17 protein-coding genes are annotated in these 21,516 nt (G+C 66.4%); 6 read left to right on the forward strand and 11 right to left on the reverse strand.

The window, feature by feature from the left end:
• Positions 1-23: 23 nt before the first annotated feature.
• The 8 genes from AC24YW_RS05600 to hpaR form a co-directional block, all read right to left on the reverse strand.
• Complete coding sequence (locus tag AC24YW_RS05600) at positions 24-902, reverse strand: transglutaminase family protein (protein WP_487481767.1); 879 nt, start codon at positions 900-902, stop codon at positions 24-26.
• Complete coding sequence (locus AC24YW_RS05605) at positions 899-3,433, reverse strand: circularly permuted type 2 ATP-grasp protein (protein WP_487481768.1); 2,535 nt, start codon at positions 3,431-3,433, stop codon at positions 899-901. The genes AC24YW_RS05600 and AC24YW_RS05605 overlap by 4 nt, the downstream gene beginning before the upstream one ends.
• Positions 3,434-3,460: 27 nt before the next feature.
• Entirely contained in the window at positions 3,461-6,730 is a 3,270-nt protein-coding gene (locus AC24YW_RS05610) for a transglutaminase family protein (RefSeq protein ID WP_487481769.1), read from the reverse strand.
• A gap of 312 nt (positions 6,731-7,042) precedes the next feature.
• Positions 7,043-8,347: a methyl-accepting chemotaxis protein gene (locus AC24YW_RS05615; RefSeq protein ID WP_487481770.1), complete on the reverse strand. Its 1,305-nt coding sequence runs from the start codon at positions 8,345-8,347 to the stop codon at positions 7,043-7,045.
• The gene (locus AC24YW_RS05620) at positions 8,325-8,843 is read right to left on the reverse strand and encodes a PAS domain-containing protein (protein ID WP_487481771.1); all 519 of its coding nucleotides are present in this window, start codon (positions 8,841-8,843) and stop codon (positions 8,325-8,327) included. The genes AC24YW_RS05615 and AC24YW_RS05620 overlap by 23 nt, the downstream gene beginning before the upstream one ends.
• 229 nt (positions 8,844-9,072) lie before the next feature.
• On the reverse strand, positions 9,073-10,596 hold the full coding sequence (locus AC24YW_RS05625) for a UxaA family hydrolase (protein WP_487481772.1): 1,524 nt from the start codon (positions 10,594-10,596) through the stop codon (positions 9,073-9,075).
• Between the two features lie 173 nt (positions 10,597-10,769).
• Positions 10,770-11,546 carry an HpcH/HpaI aldolase family protein gene (locus AC24YW_RS05630; RefSeq protein WP_487481773.1) on the reverse strand — a complete coding sequence of 259 codons (777 nt, stop codon included), beginning with the start codon at positions 11,544-11,546 and terminating at the stop codon, positions 10,770-10,772.
• Positions 11,547-11,660: 114 nt separating this feature from the next.
• Positions 11,661-12,179 carry a homoprotocatechuate degradation operon regulator HpaR gene (gene hpaR, locus AC24YW_RS05635; protein ID WP_487481774.1) on the reverse strand — a complete coding sequence of 173 codons (519 nt, stop codon included), beginning with the start codon at positions 12,177-12,179 and terminating at the stop codon, positions 11,661-11,663.
• A gap of 111 nt (positions 12,180-12,290) precedes the next feature.
• Between hpaR and hpaH the strand changes: the two genes are divergently transcribed.
• From hpaH to AC24YW_RS05665, 6 genes are all read left to right on the forward strand, one after another.
• Positions 12,291-13,097 carry a 2-oxo-hept-4-ene-1,7-dioate hydratase gene (gene hpaH / locus AC24YW_RS05640; protein WP_487481775.1) on the forward strand — a complete coding sequence of 269 codons (807 nt, stop codon included), beginning with the start codon at positions 12,291-12,293 and terminating at the stop codon, positions 13,095-13,097.
• A gap of 20 nt (positions 13,098-13,117) precedes the next feature.
• On the forward strand, positions 13,118-13,516 hold the full coding sequence (locus AC24YW_RS05645) for a 5-carboxymethyl-2-hydroxymuconate isomerase (RefSeq protein ID WP_487481776.1): 399 nt from the start codon (positions 13,118-13,120) through the stop codon (positions 13,514-13,516).
• Positions 13,509-15,047 (forward strand): 5-carboxymethyl-2-hydroxymuconate semialdehyde dehydrogenase, encoded by a 1,539-nt coding sequence (hpaE, locus tag AC24YW_RS05650; RefSeq protein ID WP_487481777.1) that lies wholly within the window; start codon positions 13,509-13,511, stop codon positions 15,045-15,047. Before AC24YW_RS05645 ends, hpaE begins: the two co-directional genes overlap by 8 nt.
• Before the next feature lie 133 nt (positions 15,048-15,180).
• On the forward strand, positions 15,181-16,164 hold the full coding sequence (gene hpaD / locus AC24YW_RS05655; RefSeq protein ID WP_487481778.1) for a 3,4-dihydroxyphenylacetate 2,3-dioxygenase: 984 nt from the start codon (positions 15,181-15,183) through the stop codon (positions 16,162-16,164).
• A 3-nt stretch (positions 16,165-16,167) separates the two neighbouring features.
• Positions 16,168-17,037 (forward strand): fumarylacetoacetate hydrolase family protein, encoded by an 870-nt coding sequence (locus tag AC24YW_RS05660; RefSeq protein WP_487481779.1) that lies wholly within the window; start codon positions 16,168-16,170, stop codon positions 17,035-17,037.
• 24 nt (positions 17,038-17,061) lie between these two features.
• The gene (locus AC24YW_RS05665) at positions 17,062-18,690 is read left to right on the forward strand and encodes a thiamine pyrophosphate-dependent enzyme (RefSeq protein WP_487481780.1); all 1,629 of its coding nucleotides are present in this window, start codon (positions 17,062-17,064) and stop codon (positions 18,688-18,690) included.
• On the opposite strand, the gene AC24YW_RS05670 is transcribed toward AC24YW_RS05665, so the two are convergent.
• The 3 genes from AC24YW_RS05670 to AC24YW_RS05680 are packed head-to-tail and all read right to left on the reverse strand — an operon-like array spanning position 18,668 to position 21,372.
• Positions 18,668-19,909: an MFS transporter gene (locus tag AC24YW_RS05670; protein WP_487481781.1), complete on the reverse strand. Its 1,242-nt coding sequence runs from the start codon at positions 19,907-19,909 to the stop codon at positions 18,668-18,670. The genes AC24YW_RS05665 and AC24YW_RS05670 overlap by 23 nt on opposite strands.
• Positions 19,910-19,962: 53 nt before the next feature.
• Positions 19,963-20,616 carry a DNA oxidative demethylase AlkB gene (gene alkB / locus AC24YW_RS05675; protein ID WP_487481782.1) on the reverse strand — a complete coding sequence of 218 codons (654 nt, stop codon included), beginning with the start codon at positions 20,614-20,616 and terminating at the stop codon, positions 19,963-19,965.
• A gap of 9 nt (positions 20,617-20,625) precedes the next feature.
• Positions 20,626-21,372 (reverse strand): 2OG-Fe(II) oxygenase, encoded by a 747-nt coding sequence (locus tag AC24YW_RS05680; RefSeq protein ID WP_487481783.1) that lies wholly within the window; start codon positions 21,370-21,372, stop codon positions 20,626-20,628.
• Positions 21,373-21,516 lie beyond the last annotated feature (144 nt).

Here is a 21,516-nt window from a genome sequence, read left to right on the forward strand (position 1 = left end):
GCCGACGCTTGTGCGTACCCGCCCTACTCCACCTGCAGCACGTCGACGGCGACACTGAGCTTCTGCTTCGGTGAGCCGACGATGATGCCGTCGACCGGCGAGACGTCGGAAAAATCGCGCCCCATGGCGAGCACGATGTGATCGTTGCCGATGAGGAGATCGTTGGTCGGATCGAGCTCGATCCAGCCGAGCTCCGGCCCGCACCACAGCGAGACCCAGGCATGGGTGGCGTCGGCACCTTGCAGCCGCGGCTGGCCCGGCGGCGGAATGGTGCGCAAATAGCCGCTGACATAGGCCGCGGGCAGACCGAGCCCGCGCAAGCCAGCGATCATGACATGGGCAAAGTCCTGGCAGACGCCGTGACGCTTCTCGAACACTTCGTCGAGCGGCGTCGAGATCACGGTCGCCTTCGGATCGTAGCGGAATTCGCCGCGGATGCGTCGCATTAGATCGACGGCGCCGCTGAGGATGCCCGTGCCGGGCGGAAAGCTCATCCCCGCATAGGCGCTGACCGGGCGCAGCACCGGCACCAGCGGGCTGGCAAAGACATAGCCGACCGGCGAGGACGGCCCGAGGCTGGTGGCTTCGAACGCGATGTCGCGGACGCTCTCCCAGGGCGGGCTGACCGCATCGCGCGCCGGCGGCTTGCGCGAGACCGAGACGCGCGAACGCGAATCGATGCGCAGATTGCGATGCGCGGCTTCGATCGTCACGCTCTCGGTCAGCGTGCCGAAGAAGTCGCGCCGCAGATTGCGCTCGGCCGGGCGCGGATGGATCTCGACCTCGTGCGAGATCAGCTCCTGGCCGACGCCGCTTGCAGGCTCCAGCCGCAGCGTGCAGCGGGCGAAGCTGACGGGATTCTCGTACTCGTAGGTGGTAACGTGACGGATGTCGTAGATCACGCCAGCCCCGTCAGCTTTTCCGGCCGGCTGGCATTGGGACCGTGCGGGAAGTAGTGCTGCCCAATCGCCTCGCCGAGGCTGAGCAGATCCTGTTCCAGGGCGAACAGCGTCTTGACCTCGAGCTTCTCGGCCTCTGCGGTCGCGAGCATCGCCTGCATCGCCACGGCGAGACGCTGCGGCTTCTCGATCAGGCCATGCTCCTTGAGGCTCGGCAGCGCGGCGATATGCTCGTTCAGCGTCGTTACCTGAAACGCCACCGACCGCGGATTGTAGCCGTCGAGCACCGCGAGGTCGCGCACGGGGGCCAGGATCGGCGCCAGCAGATAACGCGAGCGGTAGGTGATCTGACAATCCACCAGCGTCAGCAGGATGTCGAGATCCTCGTCGCCGGCCTCGTCATAGGCGAACTGGCGGGTGAAGCGCGTGGTGTTGATGGCGCGCTCGATGCGGCGGCCGATGTCGAGGAAACGCCAGCCGGCGGCGCGGTTCATGTTCTCCTGCGCGAGCCCTGCAAAGCTCGCCAGCTCCTGCAACGTCAGCTCGGCGGCGCTCAGCACGCTGTCGTCGTCCTCCACCTCGATGGCGAGGCGCTCGGCCATTTCGGTGATCACCTGCCAGGCATCGGGCGACAGCCGCTCGCGCAAGGAGGTCGCAGTGCGCAGGGCCGCGCGCACCAGCGACAGCGCCGAGCCGACACGCTCCGCGCCCTGCAGCGCTTCAGCGACGATGCGCCCTGCGGCCGTGCGCGAGGATTGCGAGACCGCGCCCCAGGCCACCAGCAAGCGCTGGATGCGTTCGGCCGATTGCACCGAGGCCGCGGTGCCCTTGTTCGGTCCGCTCGGCGAGCCCAGGGCGCGCACCAGCCGCAACGTCGCCTCGGCGCGCTCGAGATAGCGGCCGAGCCAGAACAGATTGTCGGCGGCGCGGCTCGGCAGCACGCCGGCGATGCGGCGGATGCGCACCTTGTCGGTCGCCGGGAGCAGCGTCGCGGTCGCGACCTGCTTGTCGGAGACGACCCAGACGTCGGCGGCGCGCGCGCCGTCGCCCATCGACACCGCGCGCGCGTCCGGCTGCTCGGCGATGCGGCAGAAGCCGCCGGGCATGATGGCCCAGCCGTCGGGCGTGGCGGCCGCGAACACGCGCAGCACGAAGGGGCGCGGCGTGAGCTGCCCATGCTCCCACACCGGCATGGTCGAGAGCCGCACCACCTCCTGGCCGACATAGTCCATGCCGCGCGCACTGATTGCATCGATCAGGCGCTGCCGTGCGCTCGCGTCGAGCTCGCTCGCGAGCACCGGACCAAGCGAGTCGAAGCCGGGAACGCCGCGACGATAGGCACCTTCGATCGCGACCTCGTCGAGCCGCGCCAGCACCTCGTCGCGCGCCACGCGCTGGCCGCACCACCAGGTCGCGATGTGCGGCATCTTCAGGTCTTCGCCGAGCAGGCGGCGGCTCAGCGCCGGCAGGAAGCCGAGCAGCGCCCGCGCCTCCAAGACGCCCGAGCCCGGCATGTTGGCGACGACGACGCCGTCCTTGCGCAAGACGTCGATCAGGCCGGGCACGCCGAGGCGGGAGGAGGCATCGAGCTCGAGCGGATCGAGCGAGTTGGAATCGACCCGGCGCAAGACCACATCGAGCCGCTTCAGACCGGCGACGGTGCGGATGTGGACGCGGTTGTCGCTGACCGCGAGGTCGTCGCCCTCGACCAGAAGGAAGCCGAGATAGCGCGCCAGCGTCGCGTGCTCGAAATAGGTCTCGCTGAAGCTGCCGGGGGTGAGCACGCCGATCCTGGGCTCGTCGCGATCGGCGCGCGCGCGCAAGCTGTCGCGGAACGCCTCGAAGAACGGCGCGACGCGCGGCACGTTCATCGACTTGTAGAGATCGGAGAAGGCGCGCGACAGCACCAGGCGATTCTCCAGCGCGTAGCCCGCACCCGATGGCGCCTGGGTGCGGTCGCCGAGCACCCACCAGCGGCCGTCGGGCCCGCGGCCGACATCGGCGGCATAGATCGAAAGATAGCGTCCGCCGGGCGGCGGCACGCCGCAGACGGGACGGAGATATTCGGGACTGCCGGCGATCGCCGCGGCCGGGAGCGCGCCTTCCGCGACGAGGCGGCCCTCGCCGTAGATGTCGCGCAGCACCCGCTCGAGCAGCTCGGCGCGCTGGGTGATGCCGGCGCAGAGCTGTTGCCAGTCGGCCTGATCGATCAAGAGCGGCAGATGGCTGATCGCCCACGGCCGGTCGGCGCTGTCGCCGGGCGCGCGGTAGGTGACGCCAGCCTCGCGCAAGTGACGGTCGGCCATGCCGAAGCGCCGCTCGATCTCGTCGGGCGCCAGCGCGCCGAAGGCGTCGAAGAAGCGGCTCCAGACGGCGCGCGGGGCGCCGTCGGGCCCCAGGAACTCGTCGGGAATGCCGGGCAGGCGGCGATAGTCGCGGACCCATTGCGCGAGGCGGCGCTGGCCTTCACGCTGTCCGTCACGTCCTTGGGCCTTACCGGCCTTGTCGTCCTGCTCGGCTGCGCCCTCGCCCATCCGCCTCTCCCTGCCCCACCATCATACTCATTGCAGAAGCGGGGTCCGCAAGTCGAGGGTCAGCGGAAACTCATTTGTGCGTTCCTCGGGCGGCGGCTGCATCGGGCCCGGAGTATGGCCGTGGTCCTGGAAGCGCGCCAGCCGCCGCGCCTCGGCCTCGTAGGTATTGACCGGCTTGGTGTCGTAGCTGCGCCCGCCGGGATGGGCGACGTGGTAGACGCAGCCGCCGAGCGAGCGGCCGTTCCAGGTGTCGATCAGGTCGAAGGTCAAGGGCGCATGAACGGGGATGGTCGGATGCAGGCCGGAAGCCGGCTGCCAGGCCTTGAAGCGGACGCCGGCGACGGCCTCGCCGGAGCGGCCGGTGGAGGTCATCGGCAGGCGGCGGCCGTTACAGGCGACGACGTGGCGGCCCTCGACGAAGCCTTCGGCCTTGACCTGGAGCCGCTCGACGGAACTGTCGACATAACGCACGGTACCGCCGCCCGAGCCTTCCTCGCCCAGCACGTGCCAAGGCTCCAGCGCCTGGCGCAGCTCCATCGTCACGCCGCCATGATGGACCCGACCGAAGGCGGGAAAGCGGAATTCGAGTTGAGCCAGATACCATTCCGGCTCGAACGGATAGCCTGATTGCTTCAGCTCGGAGAGCACATCCTGGAAATCTTCCCAGATGAAATGCGGCAGCATGAACCGGTCGTGCAGCGCCGTGCCCCAGCGTACGAACTTGCCCGTCTGCGGCTCGCGCCAGAACTTTGCGATCAGTGCGCGGATCAAGAGCTGCTGCGCCAGCGACATGCGCGGGTCCGGCGGCATTTCGAGCGCGCGGAATTCGACGAGGCCGAGCCGCCCCGTGGTCCCGTCAGGCGAATACAGCTTGTCGATGCAGATCTCGGCGCGATGGGTGTTGCCGGTGATGTCCACGAGCAGATGCCGGAACAGGCGGTCCACCAGCCATAGCGGCGTCTGGTAGCCCGGCGGCGGCACATGCGAGAGCGCGATCTCGAGCTCGTAGATGCTGTCGTGACGGGCCTCGTCGATGCGCGGCGCCTGGCTGGTCGGGCCGATGAACAGGCCGGAGAAGAAGTAGGACAGCGACGGATGCCGCTGCCAGTACAGGACCAGACTTTTCAAGAGATCGGGCCGGCGCAGGAATGGCGAATCCTGCGGGCTCGAGCCGCCGACCACGACGTGATTGCCACCGCCAGTTCCGGTGTGGCGACCGTCGACCAGGAAGCGGTTGGCGCCGAGCCGCGTCTTGCCGGCATCCTCATAGAGACCGACCGTGATGTCGACCGCCTCGCGCCAGTTCTTCGCCGGCTGGACGTTGACCTCGATGACACCGGGATCGGGCGTCACCTTGATGACGTCGACGCGCGGATCGAATGGCGGCGGATAGCCCTCAACATGGACCTGGAGCTGCATCTCCTCGGCGGTCGCTTCGAGCGCCGCGATCATCTCGAGATAATCCTCGATCTGCTCGACCGGCGGCATGAAGGCGCAGAGCACGCCATCGCGGACCTCGACCGACATCGCGGTGCGAACCGGGACGGAGGTGTTGAGTTGCTCGGGCTCGAGCCGCTCCGGCGATTCCGGACGCGCCGGGAGGCTGAACACCGGCAGCTTGCCGCGGGCCTCCATTGGATCCCGCTCGACGATGTAGGGATACTGATCGGGCGGGACGTAGCCGAGCGAATCGAGAGGCAGGCGCAGGCCCAGCGGCGAATCGCCCGGCATCAGGAACAGATGATTGCGCCGGAGTTGCCAGCGCTCGCTGCGCCAGCGCGGCGGCGCGTTCCAGCGCTGCACCGGCAGCACGAAGCCGCGCGGCTTGTTGAGGCCCTCGTCGAACACCCGCGCCATGCGCGCGCGCGCCTCCGGATCCGCCAATTTTGAGTCCGTGGGATCGACGTTGACGGGAAGCTCGGCTTCCTTCTGCAGCCAGTAGGCGGTGTCTTCATAAGCCGGCATGATGTAGCCGGGATCGAGCCCGAGCCGTGCCGCCACGCCCTCCATGAAGGTTTCGGCATCCTTCACCTCGGCGCGGCGCGGATTCTCTATTCTGGCGATGAGATCGGCGTTCTTCCAGATCGGCACGCCGTCCTTGCGCCAGTACAGGCCGAAGGCCCAGCGCGGCAGGCTCTCGCCCGGATACCATTTGCCCTGGCCGTAATGCAGCAGGCCGCCCGGCGCGAAGCGGGTGCGCAGGCGGCGGATCAGATCGTCGCCGAGCGCGCGCTTGGTTGGGCCGACCGCGTCCGTGTTCCACTCGCCCGCCTCGAGATCGTCGACAGAGACGAAGGTCGGCTCGCCGCCCATGGTAAGGCGCACGTCATGGGCGGCGAGATCGCCATCGACCTGCTCGCCGAGATCGTTGAGCCGCGCCCAGGATTCGTCGGAGAAGGGTTTTGTGATGCGCGGCGCCTCGCGGATGCGCTTCACGCTCATGTCGAAGGAGAACTCGACCTCGGCAAAGCCGGCCCCGCCCGAGATCGGCGCCGCCGAACGGTAGTGCGGCGTGGCTGCGACCGGGATGTGCCCCTCGCCTGCGAGCATGCCTGAGGTCGCGTCGAAGCCGATCCAGCCGGCGCCTGGTAGATAGACCTCGGCCCAGGCGTGCAGATCGGTAAAATCGTTCTCGACTTCCGGCGGTCCCTCGATCGGATCGATGTCGGGACGGATCTGGACCAGATAGCCCGAGACGAAGCGGGCGGCGAGCCCGAGATGGCGCACGGTCTGGATCAAGAGCCAGGCGGAATCCCGGCATGAGCCTGCGCCGGAGGCAAGCGTCTCCTCCGGCGTCTGCACGCCCGGCTCCATGCGAATGATGTAGCGGACCTTCTTCTGGAGCTCGCGATTGAGGTCGACCAGGAAGTTGACGGTGTTCGGGGCCTCGTGCGGGATCGAATCGAGGAACTTGGCGAACAGGCGATCGGGCTTGACGGTCTCGAGATAAGGCGCGAGCTCCGTCTTCAGGTCCTTGGGATAGTCGAACGGAAAGCTGTCGGCATAGGGCTCGACGAAGAAGTCGAACGGGTTGACCACGGTCATCTGCGCCGTGAAGTCGACCTCGAATTTCAGCTCGGTGGTCTTCTCCGGAAAGACGTAGCGCGCCAGCCAGTTGCCCTGCGGATCCTGCTGCCAGTTCACGAAATGATTGGAGGGCGTGACCTTGAGCGAATAGCTCAGGATCGGCGTGCGCGTATGCGGCGCCGGCCGCAACCGGATGGTCTGCGGGCCAAGGTCGATCGGGCGGTCATATTTGTAGTGCGTGACGTGGTGTAGCGCGACGTAGATCGACACGGGATGCGGTGCTCCAGCAGCTTTTTTGAGCAGAACACCTGAGGGGAATGCGATCAAGCATTAACAACGGGCACGGGGTGCCTACGTAAGGTGCGGACGGATGTTTGAGGTGGCTCCGTCAAGGTGCCGCGCGACTTCCCCTCTCCCATTGTGGGAGAGGGTGGCTCGCCGCATAGCGGCGAGACGGGTGAGGGGTTCTATCCGCGAATTCAAACCAGAGCCGGACTCGCGGAAGCATACCCCTCATCCGGCGCTTCGCGCCACCTTCTCCCACAAGGGAGAAGGAAAGTCCGCATGCCCTTGGCACGAACTCTACGCCGCCGAGGTCAGCCGCTGCAGGAACTCGGTCACCTCGCGGCGGAGCGTCTCGACTTCGCCGTGGACGCGTTCGGAGGCGTGGTTGACGCGGGCAGCGACGCGGCCGGTGTCGGCGGCGGCTTCGCTGATGCCCGTCACGTTGGAGGAGACCTGCGAGGTGCCGGCGGAGGCTTCGTGAACGTTGCGGGCGATCTCGCGCGTCGCCGCGCCCTGCTGCTCGATCGATGCTGCAATCGAGGCGGTGATGCCGTTGATCTCGGCAATGGTCTGCGCGATTGCCTCGACGGCCGCGACCGAATTGCCGGTCGATTGCTGCATCTCGCCGACCTTGGCGCTGATCTCTTCGGTCGCCTTCGCGGTCTGGTTGGCGAGGCTCTTGACCTCGGAGGCCACCACCGCGAAGCCGCGACCGGCGTCGCCCGCGCGGGCCGCCTCGATCGTGGCATTGAGTGCGAGCAGGTTGGTCTGCGAGGCGATCTCGCTGATCAGCTTGACGACGTCGCCGATCTGCATCGCGGCCTCCGCAAGGCTGCGGATCTCGCTGCCGGCGCGATTGGCTTCGTTCACCGCCCGCCCCGTGCTCGCGGTCGAGCCGGCCACCTGGCGGTTGATCTCGGCGATCGACGATGCGAGCTGCTCGGCGGCGCTGGCGACGGTCGCGACGTTGCGCGAGGCCTGGTCGGACGCGCTGAGCACGCCGGAGGTCTGCAGGCTGGTCTTCTCCGCCGCCGACGCCATCTGGCCGGCATCGGATTCGAGATCGGTCGCCGCGCCCATCAGCGTGCCCGCAACCTGGTCGAGATGCGTGCCGAACTGCCTGGCGAGGTCGGCGATCTCGACCACCCTGCGGCCGAGGCTGTCGGTGCCGGCATTGATGACGGTCGCCGAGCGGCGGAACGAGCCGGGCAATCCGCGCGCCAGGATCTTGCGGAAATACTTGCCGCGGCTGGCATACTCCATCGACGCCGAAGCTTCGCGCTGGAACGCATCGGTGATGTCGAGCATGTCGTTGACGGATTTCTGGATGGCGCCGATGCGCCCGGCCTGCCGCTCGCTGAGGATGCGCGCCTCGAGATCGCCGCCCGCCGCCTTGCGGCAGACATCGGCGACCTCGTCGACGGCGACCGCCGTGCGGTGCTGGCACCAGACGGCATAGCCGGAGAGCGCGATCGTCGCGCCAAGAGAAGCGGCACTCACGATTCCGGTCATACCGAGCAGCGAGAAAACGAGCGCAACGACGGCAAGACCACAGGCGAGCGCGGTCGCTCCCTGCGCCTTAGAGAGAGAGCACAAATTCATCGTAACCGACACCCTGTTGCTTGAGCAGCCCGACCATCGCCTCGAAGCTCGCCTGCATGCCCTCCTTGGCATTGGCATGCCGCGCTTCTTCGGCGCACAGCGTCTTGTAGATCGGCTTGATGCGCTCGATCTGCGCGGGCTCGGGCTTGCGACGGTTGGAGTGATAGCCGACGATGTTGCCGCGCTCGTCGAATGTCGGCGTAACGTGGGCGAACACCCAGTAATGACTGCCGTCCTTCGCCAGATTGACGACGTAGGCGAAGATCTCCTGCTTGGACTGCAGCGTGTCCCACAGCAGCTTGAAGACGGCGCGCGGCATGTCGGGATGACGGATCAGGCTGTGGGGCGCGCCCATCAGCTCCTTCCACGAATACTTCGCCATCCGGATGAAGACGTCATTGGCGTAGGTGATGCGTCCCTTGAGATCGGTCTTCGATACGATCAGCTCCTCGTCGCCGAGGAGAGTTTCCACCCCAGTGGGACGTATTGCTTGCATCGTCTGATCCTCGAACAAAGCCGGCCGGCCCCACCACGCTGTGGAGCCGCATCCCCCTGTCTAAGGCAACAATGTTAATCAGGTGTAAGTTCGGGAACTTGCGGAAGAGATCCGGGCCTCCGTACCAATACTTAGCGAGGGATCGTTGCATCGGGCGCAACTACACGCGGCGACGTCATCGGCTTTTCACTTACGACTGCGTTGCGATTGCGCCGTGCGCCCGGCGCGACTACATCGTCGCGCCCAGCACCCAGGGCGCGAACTCGGCGCCGCCGAAATCAAAGCTCTCGCTCTTGGTCGGCTGGCCCGAGGCGGTCTTGAGGATGAGTTCGAAGATGCGCTGACCGCATTGTTCGACGCTCTCCTCGCCTTCGAGGATGGTGCCGCAATTGACGTCCATGTCCTCTTCCATGCGCTTGTACATCGGCGTGTTGGTGGCGAGCTTGATCGAGGGCGCCGGCTTGCAGCCGAACACGCTGCCGCGGCCCGTGGTGAAGCAGACGAGGTTGGCGCCGCCGGCGACCTGCCCGGTCGCAGCTACCGGATCGTAGCCGGGCGTGTCCATGAACACGAACCCCTTCTTGGTGACGGGCTCGGCGTAGCGCAGCACCTCGACGAGGTTGGTGGTGCCGGCCTTTGCCATCGCGCCGAGCGACTTTTCCAGAATGGTGGTAAGGCCGCCGGCCTTGTTGCCGGGGCTCGGATTGGCATTCATCTCGGCGCCTTCGCGCGCGGTGTATTCGTCCCACCAGCGCATGAGGTCGACCAGCTTCTCGCCGACCTCGCGGCTGACGGCGCGGCGCGTCAAGAGATGCTCGGCGCCGTAGGTCTCCGGCGTCTCCGACAGGATCACGGTGCCGCCGTGACGCACGATGAGGTCGCTGGCCGCGCCCAGCGCAGGGTTGGCCGATACGCCGGAATAGCCGTCCGAGCCGCCGCATTGCAGCGCCACCGTGAGCTCGCTCGCCGGCACCGTTTCGCGCTGGACCTTGTCGGCATCAGTCAGCGCCTCGCGCACGAAGGCAATGCCGGCCTCGACCGTCCTGCGGGTACCGCCGACCTCCTGGATGTCCATCGCGCGCAGGCGGCCGGCGAGCTTCTGCTCTTCCATCAGGCCGCCGATCTGGTTCACCTCGCAGCCGAGGCCAAGCACGATGACGTGGGAGAAATTGACGTGCCGCGCGTAGCCGCCGAGCGTGCGGCGGAGCAGCGCCAGCGGCTCGTTCTGCGTCATGCCGCAGCCGGTCTTGTGGGTCAGCGCGACGACGCCGTCGACATTGGGGAACTCGGCCAGCGGATTGTCGCCGGTGAAGGGATTCTTCTTGAAGACGTCGGCGACGAGGCTCGCGACATGCGCGCTGCAATTCACCGAGGTGAGGATGCCGATATAGTTGCGCGTGGCGACGCGGCCGTCCGGACGGCGGATGCCTTCGAAGGTCGCCGGCAGGTCGAAATTCGGCGTCGGCTTGACGTCGGCGCAATAGGCGTAGTCCTTGGCGAAATCACCCATGCCGCAGTTCTGCACGTGCACGTGCTGGCCTGGCGCGATGGCTTGCGTGGCAAAGCCGATGATCTGGCCGTAGCGCCTGACCGGCTCGCCCAAGGCGATCGGCTTGATCGCGACCTTGTGGCCGGAGGGAATGCGCTCGACCGTGGTCACGCCGTCGGCGACCACCGTGCCCGGCGGCAGGCTCGCGCGCGCGATCACCACGCCATCATCGGGATGCAGACGGATGACGGGGCTGATGGTCATGGCGGGTCTCCTTGGGTCTTACTTCACCTCTCCCCGTTCTTACGGGGAAGAGGTCGGATCGCGCAGCGATCCGGGTGAGGGGCAAGCGGCGCGCTCGATCGTTAGATTGGTCGTGTCGAGAGAGGCCCCTCACCCTGACCCTCTCCCCGTAAGAACGGGGAGAGGGAAAGAGCTCAGGCCTTGCCGCCCGAATCCTTGCGGGTGGCGTTCACCTGCATCTTGGCGTAGGTCGTCATCAGGCCGACTTCGTTCGAGAGCGTCACCAGCTTGAAGCCCATGTTGATGGCGCGCGCTGCGCCTTCGGCGCCGCTGCAATGGATGCCGGGGTTGAGGCCGCGCTTGCCGCACTCCTTGATGATCTTGTCGTAGATCGCGAGGATCTCGGGCTCGCTGCGGTCGAGCTTGGGCTCGAGACCGTAGGAGAAGCCGAGATCGGAGGGGCCGATATAGACGCCGTCGATGCCTTCGACGTCGAGGATCGCTTCCATGTTCTCCACCGCGGTCCGCGTCTCCATCATCGGCAGCAGCACGATCTCGTCGTTGGCCGTCTTCTGATAGGAGCCCGCGGTGCCGTACATGCCGGCGCGGATCGGGCCGTTGGAGCGCGTGCCCTTGGGCGGATATTTCGCATAGGAGACCAGGTTACGGGCTTCCTGCGGCGTGTTGACCATCGGGCAGATCACGCCATAGGCGCCGCCGTCGAGCACCTTGCCGATGATGCCGGGCTCGTTCCAGGGCACGCGGACCATCGGGGTGACCGGATGCTTGTCCATGGCCTGAAAGCACTGCACCATCGACAGATAATCCTGCACGCCGTGCTGCATGTCGACCGTGACGCTGTCGAAGCCGCATTGGGCGATCATCTCGGCCGAGAAGCCGGAGGGAATGGCAAGCCACGCGTTGACGACCGCCTTGCCCGACTTCCAGATCTCTTTGACTTTATTGGCCACGTTGCCTTTCCTTCCCTGTTGCTCTCACTCGCCGCGGATCGGGTTGGCCGCACTTTGAGCGAAAAAAAGCGTGAATGTCCATGGCTCTCGCCGCGCACGCACGCATATCTGGTTTCACTCCCCGGCTATTGTCTCGTCCGCGCCGCCGAGCCCCGCAAGGCTCCGTTCGAGCTCGCCGAGCATCTCCTGCAATTCGGCGAGCTTGCGGGCACCGAAGCGCCGCGTGATCTCGGCATAGATCGCTTCCGAATTCGGCGCGACCGACGCCATCAGCTTGAGCCCCTCCTTCGAGATCGAGACCATGCTGCGGCGCTGATCGGCTTTCGCGATTCTGCGCTCGATCAGATTGCGCGCCTCGAGGTCGCGCAGAATACGGGACAGGCTCGGCCCGAGCAGGAACGCGGTGCGCGCGAGTTCCGTGACCTCCACCGCCTCGATCGCCGCCAGCGCCCGCAGGATGCGCCATTGCTGCTCGGTCAGGCCGTGCTCGCGCAGCGAGGGACGAAACTGCCGCATCACCGCTTCCCGGGCTCGCAGCAGCGACATCGGCAGCGAGCGCGAAAAATCGCGCATCGGCACCTGGCGCGCGGCAGGCGGGTGACCATTGACGGGATCGGCGGATTTCTTCGTCATGACGCCCTTTCAAGCCGCAAAACGTTTGCACTGCAGCAAGCCGAATTTGTGTTTGACGCATTCACTTAACATGTTAAGTATCTCCCGGCACCACGATTTGTAAGATCACCAATGGCGCTTTCCAACGACGATATCCAAGCTTGTGCGAGGCGTCTGCACCAGGCGGAGAAGACCCGCACGCAGATCCGGCAGCTCTCGCAGGAATTTCCCGACATCAGCATCGCGGATGCCTACGCGATTCAGAAGGCCTGGGTCGACGTCAAGATCGCCGAGGGGCGCGTGGTGAAAGGCCACAAGATCGGCCTGACCTCGAAGGCGATGCAGAGCGCGCTTGGCATCGACGAGCCGGATTCCGGCGTGCTGCTCGACGACATGTTCTTCGCCGATGGCGGCCTCGTTCCGACCGAGCGCTTCATCGCGACGCGCGTCGAGGCCGAGCTCGCCTTCGTCATGAATAAGCGCCTTTCAGGGCCAAATTGCACGCTATTCGACGTGCTCAACGCCACCGACTTCGTGGTGCCGGCGCTGGAGATTCTGGATACTCGGATCGAGCGCGTCGATCCCAAGACCAAGGCGACGCGAAAGATTTTCGACACCATCGCCGACAATGCGGCGAATGCCGGCATCGTGCTCGGGGGGCGGCCGATCCGCCCGCTGGACGCCGACCTGCGCTGGATCGGCGCGCTCTGCTTCAAGAATGGCCAGCTGGAAGAGACCGGCCTTGCCGCTGGCGTGCTCAACCATCCCGCGACATCAGTGGCCTGGCTCGCCAACAAGATCGCCCCGCTGGGACACGCGCTCGAGCCGGGCCAGATCGTGCTCGCCGGTTCGTTCATCCGTCCGATCGAGACCCGCAAGGGCGACACAATCCAGGCCGATTATGGCGCCTACGGCTCGGTGAGCTGCTACTTCGCCTGAAGACAGGGAGTGAAACCGCGATGCCGCATTTCACCATCGAATATTCGGCCAATCTCGACGGCCGTCTCGACATCGCCGCGGTGTGCGAGGTCGTGCGCAAGGCGGCTGGCGAGACCGGCATCTTCCCGCTCGGCGGCATCCGCGTCCGTGCCATCCGCTGCGAACACTATGCGATAGCGGATGCGCGGCAGGATTACGGCTTCCTGGACATGGTGCTGCGCATCGGCGAGGGCCGCGACCTTGCCACCCGCCAGAAGGCCGGCGAGCACGTCTTCCAGGCGCTCTCAAGACATCTGGATCCCGTCTTCGCCGCCAGCAAATTCGCCCTATCGTTCGACATGCAGATCAACGACAAGGATACGAGCTGGAAGCGCAACAACATTCACGACGCCCTGAAAGCGGAGGCCGCTCATGGATAAGCCCACGCCGAAAACCGATGTGTTCCAGGCCAACCGCGACCGCGTCGCGCCGCTGCTGAAAAAGCTGCGCGTGGACGGCATCGGTCATTTCATCGACGGCAAGACCGTCGCCTCGATCTCGGGCGAGACGTTCGAGACGAAATCGCCGGTCGACGGCACGACGCTCGCGAGCGTCGCGCGCGGCACCGCTGGGGACATCGACCGCGCCGCGACGGCCGCTGCGCTTGCCTTCAAGTCCTGGCGCGACATGGGGCCGGCGATGCGGAAGAAGCTGCTGCATCGCGTGGCCGACGCGATCGAGGACAATGCCGACGACATCGCCGTGCTCGAATGCATCGACACCGGGCAGGCCTATCGCTTCATGGCCAAGGCCGCGATCCGCGCCGCCGAGAATTTCCGTTTCTTCGCCGACAAATGCACCGAGGCGCGCGACGGCCTCAACACACCGAGCGACGAGCATTGGAACGTCTCCACGCGCGTGCCGATCGGCCCCGTCGGCGTGATCACGCCTTGGAACACGCCGTTCATGCTCTCGACCTGGAAGATCGCGCCAGCGCTCGCGGCCGGCTGCACGGTCGTGCACAAGCCGGCCGAATGGTCGCCGGTAACGGCCTCCATTCTCGCCAAGCTCGTCAAGGAAGCCGGCGTCCCCGACGGCGTGCTCAACACCGTGCACGGCTTTGGCGAGGAAGCGGGCAAGGCGCTGACCGAGCATCCCGCCATCAAGGCGATCGGCTTCGTCGGCGAGAGCGCGACCGGCTCGGCCATCATGATGCAGGGCGCGCCGACCTTGAAGCGCGTGCATTTCGAGCTCGGCGGCAAGAACCCGGTGATCGTGTTCGACGATGCCGACCTCGACCGGGCGCTCGATGCCGTCGTGTTCATGATCTACTCGCTCAATGGCGAGCGCTGCACCTCGTCGAGCCGCCTTTTGGTTCAAGCCAGCATTGCCGACAAGTTCACCGAGAAGCTGACCGCGCGCGTGAAGGCGCTCAAGGTCGGCCATCCCCTCGATCCCGCAACCGAGATCGGACCGCTGATCCACGAGCGGCATCTGGCGAAGGTCTGCTCCTATTTCGACGTGGCGCGGCAGGACGGCGCGACCATTGCTGTCGGCGGCAAGGCCCATGACGGGCCGGGCGGCGGGCATTATGTCGAACCGACGCTGGTCACCGGCGCGCATGGCAAGATGCGCGTGGCGCAGGAGGAGGTGTTCGGGCCGTTCCTCACCGTGCTGCCCTTCAAGGACGAGAAGGACGCGATCGAGATCGCCAACGACATCCGCTACGGTCTGACCGGCTATGTCTGGACCAACGACGTCGGCCGCGCACTGCGCGTAGCCGATGCGCTCGAGGCCGGCATGATCTGGCTGAACTCGGAAAACGTCCGCCATTTGCCGACGCCATTCGGCGGCATGAAGGCCTCAGGCATCGGCCGCGACGGCGGCGATTACTCGTTCGACTTCTACATGGAAACCAAGCACGTCTCGCTGGCGCGGGGCACGCACAAGATTCAGAAGCTGGGAGTTTAACGGCAGTGTCATTCCGGGGCGGCTCGAAGAGCCGAACCCGGAATCCATCGAGCAGCAGAGTTGGTGGATGAATGGATTCCGGGTTCGTGCTTCGCGCGCCCGGAATGACGAAGCCGAGAGAGGGGAAACGCCAATGCCGGTACCGCAACATATCTTCGAGCCGCCGTTCAACATCATCCGCTCCAGCCACGTCGTGCTCGACGTTACAGACCTGAAGCTGAGCCGCGAGTTCTACGAGACCATTGTCGGCCTCCATGTCGAGGATTCCGACGACAACGCCGTCTACCTGCGCGCCGCCGAGGAGCACCAGCATCACTCGCTGGTGCTGCGGAAAGCCACGGTGCCGGCTTGCGCCCGGCTCGGCTTCAAGGTCGGCAATGACGGGGATCTCGACAAGGCCGCCGCGTTCCTGTCCGAGAACGGCCTCGCCTACGCCTTCGTCGACCAGGCCTTCCAGGGCCGCACCCTTCAGTTCACCGATCCCTTCGGCTTTAGAATCGAGCTCTATGCTGCGATGGAGCGGCGGCCGCACCTCTTGCGCCGCTACGATCTCTACCGGGGCTGCCACCCGCAGCGGCTCGATCATTTCAACGTCTTCGCCGCCGAGGTGCAGGACACCATCGAATTCTACGCCCGGCTCGGCTTTCGCCTCACCGAATATGCCGAGGAGGACGGGCCCAACGGGCGCATCGCCGCGGCCTGGATGCATCGCAAGGGCAATGTCCACGATTTCGCGATCACCAACGGCAAGGGTCCGCGGCTGCACCATTTCGCCTATTGGACGCCGACGGCGATGAACATCATTCATCTCTGCGACGTCATGGCCTCGCAGGGCTTCGTGAAGAACATCGAACGCGGCCCGGGGCGCCATGGCATCTCGAACGCGTTCTTCCTCTATGTCCGGGATCCCGACGGACACCGCCTCGAGCTCTACACCAGCGATTACTTCACCGGGGATCACGACCACGAGCCGCTCCGCTGGTCGCTGCGCGATCCGCGCCGGCAGACGCTGTGGGGCGCGCCTGCCCCGCGGTCCTGGTTCGAGCAGGGCTCGCCATTTGCGGGCCAGGCCGTGCGCGAGCCGAAATTCGTAGCCGATGTGCTGGTGGCGGATTGAGCGATGAAACTCCCTCGCCTCGCCACCTATTCCGTCAAGGGTGACACACGTTACGGCGCCGTCCTTGAGGGCGGCATCGTCGATCTCTCCGCCCGCTATGCCAAGGACTATCCGACGCTGCGCGAGGTGATCGCAGCCGGAAAGCTCATCAGCTTTGCCGAAGAGGCCGCCGGCCGCGCGGCGGATCACGCGCTCACTGAGATCACCTGGCTGCCGCCGATCCCCACGCCGGAAAAGATCATCTGCATCGGCGTCAACTATCCCGACCGCAATGCCGAATACAAGGATGGCCAGGACGCGCCGAAATATCCGAGCATGTTCATGCGCTCGCCGCGCTCCTTCGTCGGCCACGACACGCCCTTGGTGCGCCCGCGCGCGTCCGCGCAGCTCGACTATGAGGGCGAGATCGTTCTCGTGATCGGCAAGCCGGGCCGGCACATTCCCGAAAGCAGCGCGCTCGACCACATCGCCGCGCTGACGCTGTGCAACGAGGGCTCGGTGCGCGACTGGCTGCGCCACGCCAAGTTCAACGTCACGCAGGGCAAGAACTTCGACGCCAGCGGCAGCCTCGGTCCGTGGCTGGTGCCCTACACGCGGGAAGCGCAGATCGCGGACATCCGTCTCACCACGCATGTCAACGGCGAGCTCAGACAGGACGATCGCACCAGCCGGCTGATGTTTCCGTTCCGCTATCTCTTGAACTATATCTCGACCTTCGCAACCCTGGTCCCCGGCGATATCATCGTCACGGGCACGCCGACCGGCGCGGGGGCGCGGTTCGATCCGCCGCGATATCTCAAACCCGGCGACGTCGTCGAGGTCGAGGCCGAGGGGATCGGGCGCTTGCGCAACGGCGTGATCGACGAAGCCTGAACTACAAGCGAAGTGGATAGCCAGATGACCAACCTCACCGGCGGCGAAGCGATCGTAAGCAGCCTTGTCGCCCACGGCGTCGACACCGTGTTCGGCCTGCCCGGCGCGCAGGTCTACGGCCTGTTCGACGCTTTCCACCAGGCTCAGCTCAAGGTGATCGGCGCGCGGCACGAACAGGCCTGCGGCTACATGGCGTTCGGCTATGCGCGCTCCAGCGGCCGGCCCGGCGTGTTCAGCGTCGTGCCGGGTCCCGGCGTGCTCAATGCCAGCGCCGCGTTGCTCACCGCGTTCGGCTGCAACGAGCCGGTGCTATGCGTCACCGGTCAGGTGCCGACGCAGTTTCTCGGCAAGGGCCGCGGCCATCTGCATGAGATGCCGGACCAACTCGCGACCTTGCGCACCTACGTGAAATGGGCCGAGCGCATCGAATATCCCGGCAACGCGCCGACCATCGTGGCGCGCGCGTTCCAGGAGATGATGTCGGGACGGCGCGGCCCCGCGTCGGTCGAGATGCCCTGGGACGTCTTCACCCGGCGCGCCGACACCGCCGCCGCACAGGTGCTGGAGCCACTGCCCGCGCCGCGGCCCGATCCTGATCTCATCAAGCAGGCGGCGGCGCTGATCAAGGCCAGCAAGACGCCGATGATCTTCGTCGGCAGGGGCGCAATGGAGGCCGGCGAGGAGATCCTCGAGCTTGCCGACATGATCGATGCGCCCGTCGTCGCCTTCCGCAGCGGCCGCGGCATCGTCTCCAACGCGCATGAGCTCGGCCTCACCATGGCGGCCGCCTACAAGCTCTGGCCCAAGACCGATCTGATGATCGCGATCGGCACGCGCGCGGAGCTGCCGGCTTCGGGCTTTCGCTGGCCGTATCAGCCGACCGGTCTGAAATCCATTCGCATCGACATCGATCCGGTGGAGATGCGCCGCCTCGCCGCCGACGTTGCGATTGTCGCCGACGCCAGGGACGGCACCGCCGATCTCGTCGCGGCCGTGAAGAAGGCCGGCTATGCCAAGAGCCGCGGCCGGCGCGAGGACATTCGCGAGGCCACCGCGGCGGCGCAGGCCGAGATCCAGCGCATCCAGCCGCAGATGGCGTATCTCGACATCCTGCGCGAAGTGTTGCCGGCGAACGCGATCGTCACCGACGAGCTGTCCCAGGTCGGCTTCGCCTCCTGGTATGGATTTCCAGTCTACGAACCGCGCACCTTCATCACGTCGGGCTATCAGGGTACGCTCGGCTCGGGTTTCCCGACCGCGCTCGGCGCCAAGGTCGCCAATCCCGACAAGCCGGTGGTGGCCATCACCGGTGACGGCGGCTTCATGTTCGGCGTGCAGGAGCTGTCGACCGCCGTGCAGTTCAATATCGGCGTGGTGACGCTGGTGTTCAACAACAACGCCTACGGCAACGTCCGCCGCGACCAGCGCCAGCATTTCGACGGCCGCGTGGTGGCGTCCGATCTCGTCAATCCCGATTTCGTCAAGCTCGCGGAGTCCTTCGGCGTGGCCGCCGCACGCGTGACCGCGCCGGACCAGTTCAAGACGGCGCTGGAGAAGGCGCTGAGCCACGGCGGGCCGTATCTGATCTCGGTCGAGGTCACCAGGGATTCGGAAGTCAGCCCGTGGGCCTTCATTCACCCGCCGAAGCCTTGAGGCCGGATCTTCCCTGCAGCCGCGCGGCAGCAATCACCAGCAGACCAGCGCCTGCGACAGACCAGCAGGCGACCGGCGCCCAATGCAGCAGCGGCGCGTATTCCGGCATCTTCTGCAGGCCACCGGCAACCGCCGCCATCCGCGCGAAGGTGCCGAGGGCGAGCGCGGAGAAGACGAGGCCCATGACCTTGCCTTCCGCGCCGGTCGAGCCGATCGCGAGCGCTGCCGAGACCGCGCTCATCAGCATGCAGCCCCACGCGGCTCCGGCGAGAAATTGCGCGGCGATCAACATCTCGAGGCTGCCGGCGAATTCCGCCACCGCAATCGCCACCGCACCGAACAGGCCGGCGGCGCCCATCACGATGAGGCCGCCGCGGTGCTTGACGACGAGGCTTGCCGGAAACATCGCGATGTTGAAGCCGATCCAGAACACCGGCATCAGCCATTGCAGGTCGCCGGGAGCTGCAAAGCGCAAATAGGACGGCGCGCTGTTCATGGCAAAGTGCAGCTGGTAGCCGAGGGCGAGCGCGATCATCGCGACAATGAAGGCGATGGGAACGAGACCGAGCGGCTTTGCCGCTTCGTCCGGTGTGGGCGGCACGGTGTCGCGCGCTACGTCATGCTCGATCCGCGACAGCCCCAGCGCGGTCAGGAGCAGCACCACGCTGGAGATCACGAAGGGCAACCGCGCATCGTGCTCGCGCAGCACCACGCCGAGATAGGGCGAGATCGCGCCGGCGACGCCGTAGCCGAGCATGGCGAGCGCCGCGAGGAACGGCACCTGCGGCTTGGCGCGGTATTTGCCGAGCAAGGTCAGCGGCGGCGCGCGCAGCGCGGAGGACGTGATCGACCAGATCACGATGAGCGCGATGAACCAGCCCTGCGCCGCCGCGCCGGCGCCGGCAACGAAGGGCAGCGCGACGAAGGCGCCGCAGGAGATCGCGGTCACGAGGGCGACGAACAGCCCGAGCCGCCCGAGATGGGGCGCGAGCTTGTCGGCGGCGATTCCCATCGCGGTATCGGCAATGGTGAAGATCGCCTGATCGAGCATCAGGATGAGGATCACGGCGGACGGCGCGATGCCGACCTCGGCGGCAAGCTTCGGCAGGTAGACGACGTAGGTCGTCCAGCCCAGCGTGAACACCAATTGCAGGGCTGCGAGATAAAGCCCCGTACGGTTCGCCGTGCCCGTGCCCACCGGGTTCTGTGTGGTCGTCATGTCGCCGCCTCCCCGCCCCAAGCTTAGACGAGCGAAGGCGGCGAGGAAACGCGTCAGCGCGTCCTGCGGAAGGTCAGATTGATCCGCTTGCCTCCGAGCAGCGGATGCTCGCCGTCGGCGAGCGGCGCGACGCCGTGATAGGCGAGCCTGCTGGCCCCGCCCCAGACCACGACGTCGCCATGGACGAGGCGGAAGCGGCGCGGCTTGTCGCTCCGTGCGAGGCCGCCGAACAGGAAGGTCGCGGGCAGGCCGAGCGAGACCGAGACGATCGGCGCGGAATAGTCCAGCTCGTCCTTGTCCTGATGCAGCGACAGCCGCGTGCCCGGCTCGTAGCGGTTGACGAGGCAGGCATCGGGCGCGAAGTCTTCGAAACCGCCTTGCTGCGCGGCGCGGCGGGCCAGATCGCAAAACAGCGGCGGCATCGCCGGCCATGGCGCGCCGGTGCGCGGATCGATGGGATCGTAGCGATAGCCGGTGTGATCGGTGATCCAGCCGCGCTCGCCGCAATTGGTCATCGCCACCGACATCAGATGGCCGCCCGGCGTCGTCATCCGCCGGAACGGCGACTGCGCCACGATGGCGCGCACCGCGTCGACCAGCCCGCTCTCGATCGGCTTGACGAAGCCGCGCAGCAGCACGGCGCCATCGGCGATGTTTTCGCGCGACGGTTGGGCTTCGGCGACGCTATCGAACAAATCAGCCGTCAACGGCTCCGCTCATTTGGCATCGTGAAAAATCACACCCAGCGTGTGGCGCCGGCCGGACCTGATCCGGCTGACGCCGTGGCGGAGATTAACGCGGTAGGTGCCGCGTGTCCCCTGCACCGGCCGATGATGCACAGCGAAGGCGACCGCATCGCCCTGCGCCAGCGGCACCACCTCGGCCCGAGACTGCATGCGCGGACGCTGCTCGGTCAGCACGAACTCGCCGCCAGTGAAATCGCGTCCGGGCTCGGAGAGCAGGATCGCGACCTGGAGCGGGAACACGTGCTCGCCATAGAGGTCCTGGTGCAGGCAATTGTAGTCGCCGGCCTCATATTGCAGCAGCAGCGGCGTCGGCCGCGCCTGCCCGGCATCGTGGCAGCGCTTCAGGAACGCCGCGTGTGTGGAGGGATAGCGGATGTCGATCCCCATCGCCTCGTTCCAACGATTGGCGACCTCTTGCAGATGCGCATAGAGCGCCGGGCGCAATCGCGCGATCAGGTCGGGCAGTGGGTAGGAAAAATACTTGTACTCGCCGCGGCCAAAGCCGTGGCGGCCCATGACGATGCGGCTGCGGAACTGCGCATCGTCCGGGTAGAGCGCGGCGACGGCGCGGCATTGGTCCGGCGTCAGCAGGCTTTTCAGGACGGCGGAACCTTGGACGTCGAGCTCGGCGGCGATCTGCGGCCAGTCGATGGCGTCGACATGGGCGGCGAGGTCGGGAACGGAGGGCTGGGCTGATTTTCGTGCGGTCATTGTCATGACAATCACCTTCGCAGCCGGACGTTCACTCCGCCACCCGATTTCCGATGACTCTCTCCCCGTCATTGCGAGCGCAGCGAAGCAATCCAGAATCCCTCCGCGGAGAGACTCTGGATTGCTTCGTCGCAAGGGCTCCTCGCAATG

This window comes from Bradyrhizobium sp. USDA3516 (assembly GCF_057651995.1).

What these genes read in the sequence shown, in the direction of transcription:
- AC24YW_RS05625 (WP_487481772.1), bottom strand. Translation starts at nt 10,596, where the DNA reads ATGACCATCAGCCCCGTCATCCGTCTGCATCCCGATGATGGCGTGGTG.
- AC24YW_RS05670 (WP_487481781.1), bottom strand. Translation starts at nt 19,909, where the DNA reads ATGACGACCACACAGAACCCGGTGGGCACGGGCACGGCGAACCGTACG.
- AC24YW_RS05645 (WP_487481776.1), top strand. Translation starts at nt 13,118, where the DNA reads ATGCCGCATTTCACCATCGAATATTCGGCCAATCTCGACGGCCGTCTC.
- AC24YW_RS05665 (WP_487481780.1), top strand. Translation starts at nt 17,062, where the DNA reads ATGACCAACCTCACCGGCGGCGAAGCGATCGTAAGCAGCCTTGTCGCC.
- AC24YW_RS05660 (WP_487481779.1), top strand. Translation starts at nt 16,168, where the DNA reads ATGAAACTCCCTCGCCTCGCCACCTATTCCGTCAAGGGTGACACACGT.
- hpaH (WP_487481775.1), top strand. Translation starts at nt 12,291, where the DNA reads ATGGCGCTTTCCAACGACGATATCCAAGCTTGTGCGAGGCGTCTGCAC.
- AC24YW_RS05605 (WP_487481768.1), bottom strand. Translation starts at nt 3,433, where the DNA reads ATGGGCGAGGGCGCAGCCGAGCAGGACGACAAGGCCGGTAAGGCCCAA.
- hpaE (WP_487481777.1), top strand. Translation starts at nt 13,509, where the DNA reads ATGGATAAGCCCACGCCGAAAACCGATGTGTTCCAGGCCAACCGCGAC.
- AC24YW_RS05680 (WP_487481783.1), bottom strand. Translation starts at nt 21,372, where the DNA reads ATGACAATGACCGCACGAAAATCAGCCCAGCCCTCCGTTCCCGACCTC.
- AC24YW_RS05620 (WP_487481771.1), bottom strand. Translation starts at nt 8,843, where the DNA reads ATGCAAGCAATACGTCCCACTGGGGTGGAAACTCTCCTCGGCGACGAG.
- hpaR (WP_487481774.1), bottom strand. Translation starts at nt 12,179, where the DNA reads ATGACGAAGAAATCCGCCGATCCCGTCAATGGTCACCCGCCTGCCGCG.
- hpaD (WP_487481778.1), top strand. Translation starts at nt 15,181, where the DNA reads ATGCCGGTACCGCAACATATCTTCGAGCCGCCGTTCAACATCATCCGC.
- AC24YW_RS05615 (WP_487481770.1), bottom strand. Translation starts at nt 8,347, where the DNA reads ATGAATTTGTGCTCTCTCTCTAAGGCGCAGGGAGCGACCGCGCTCGCC.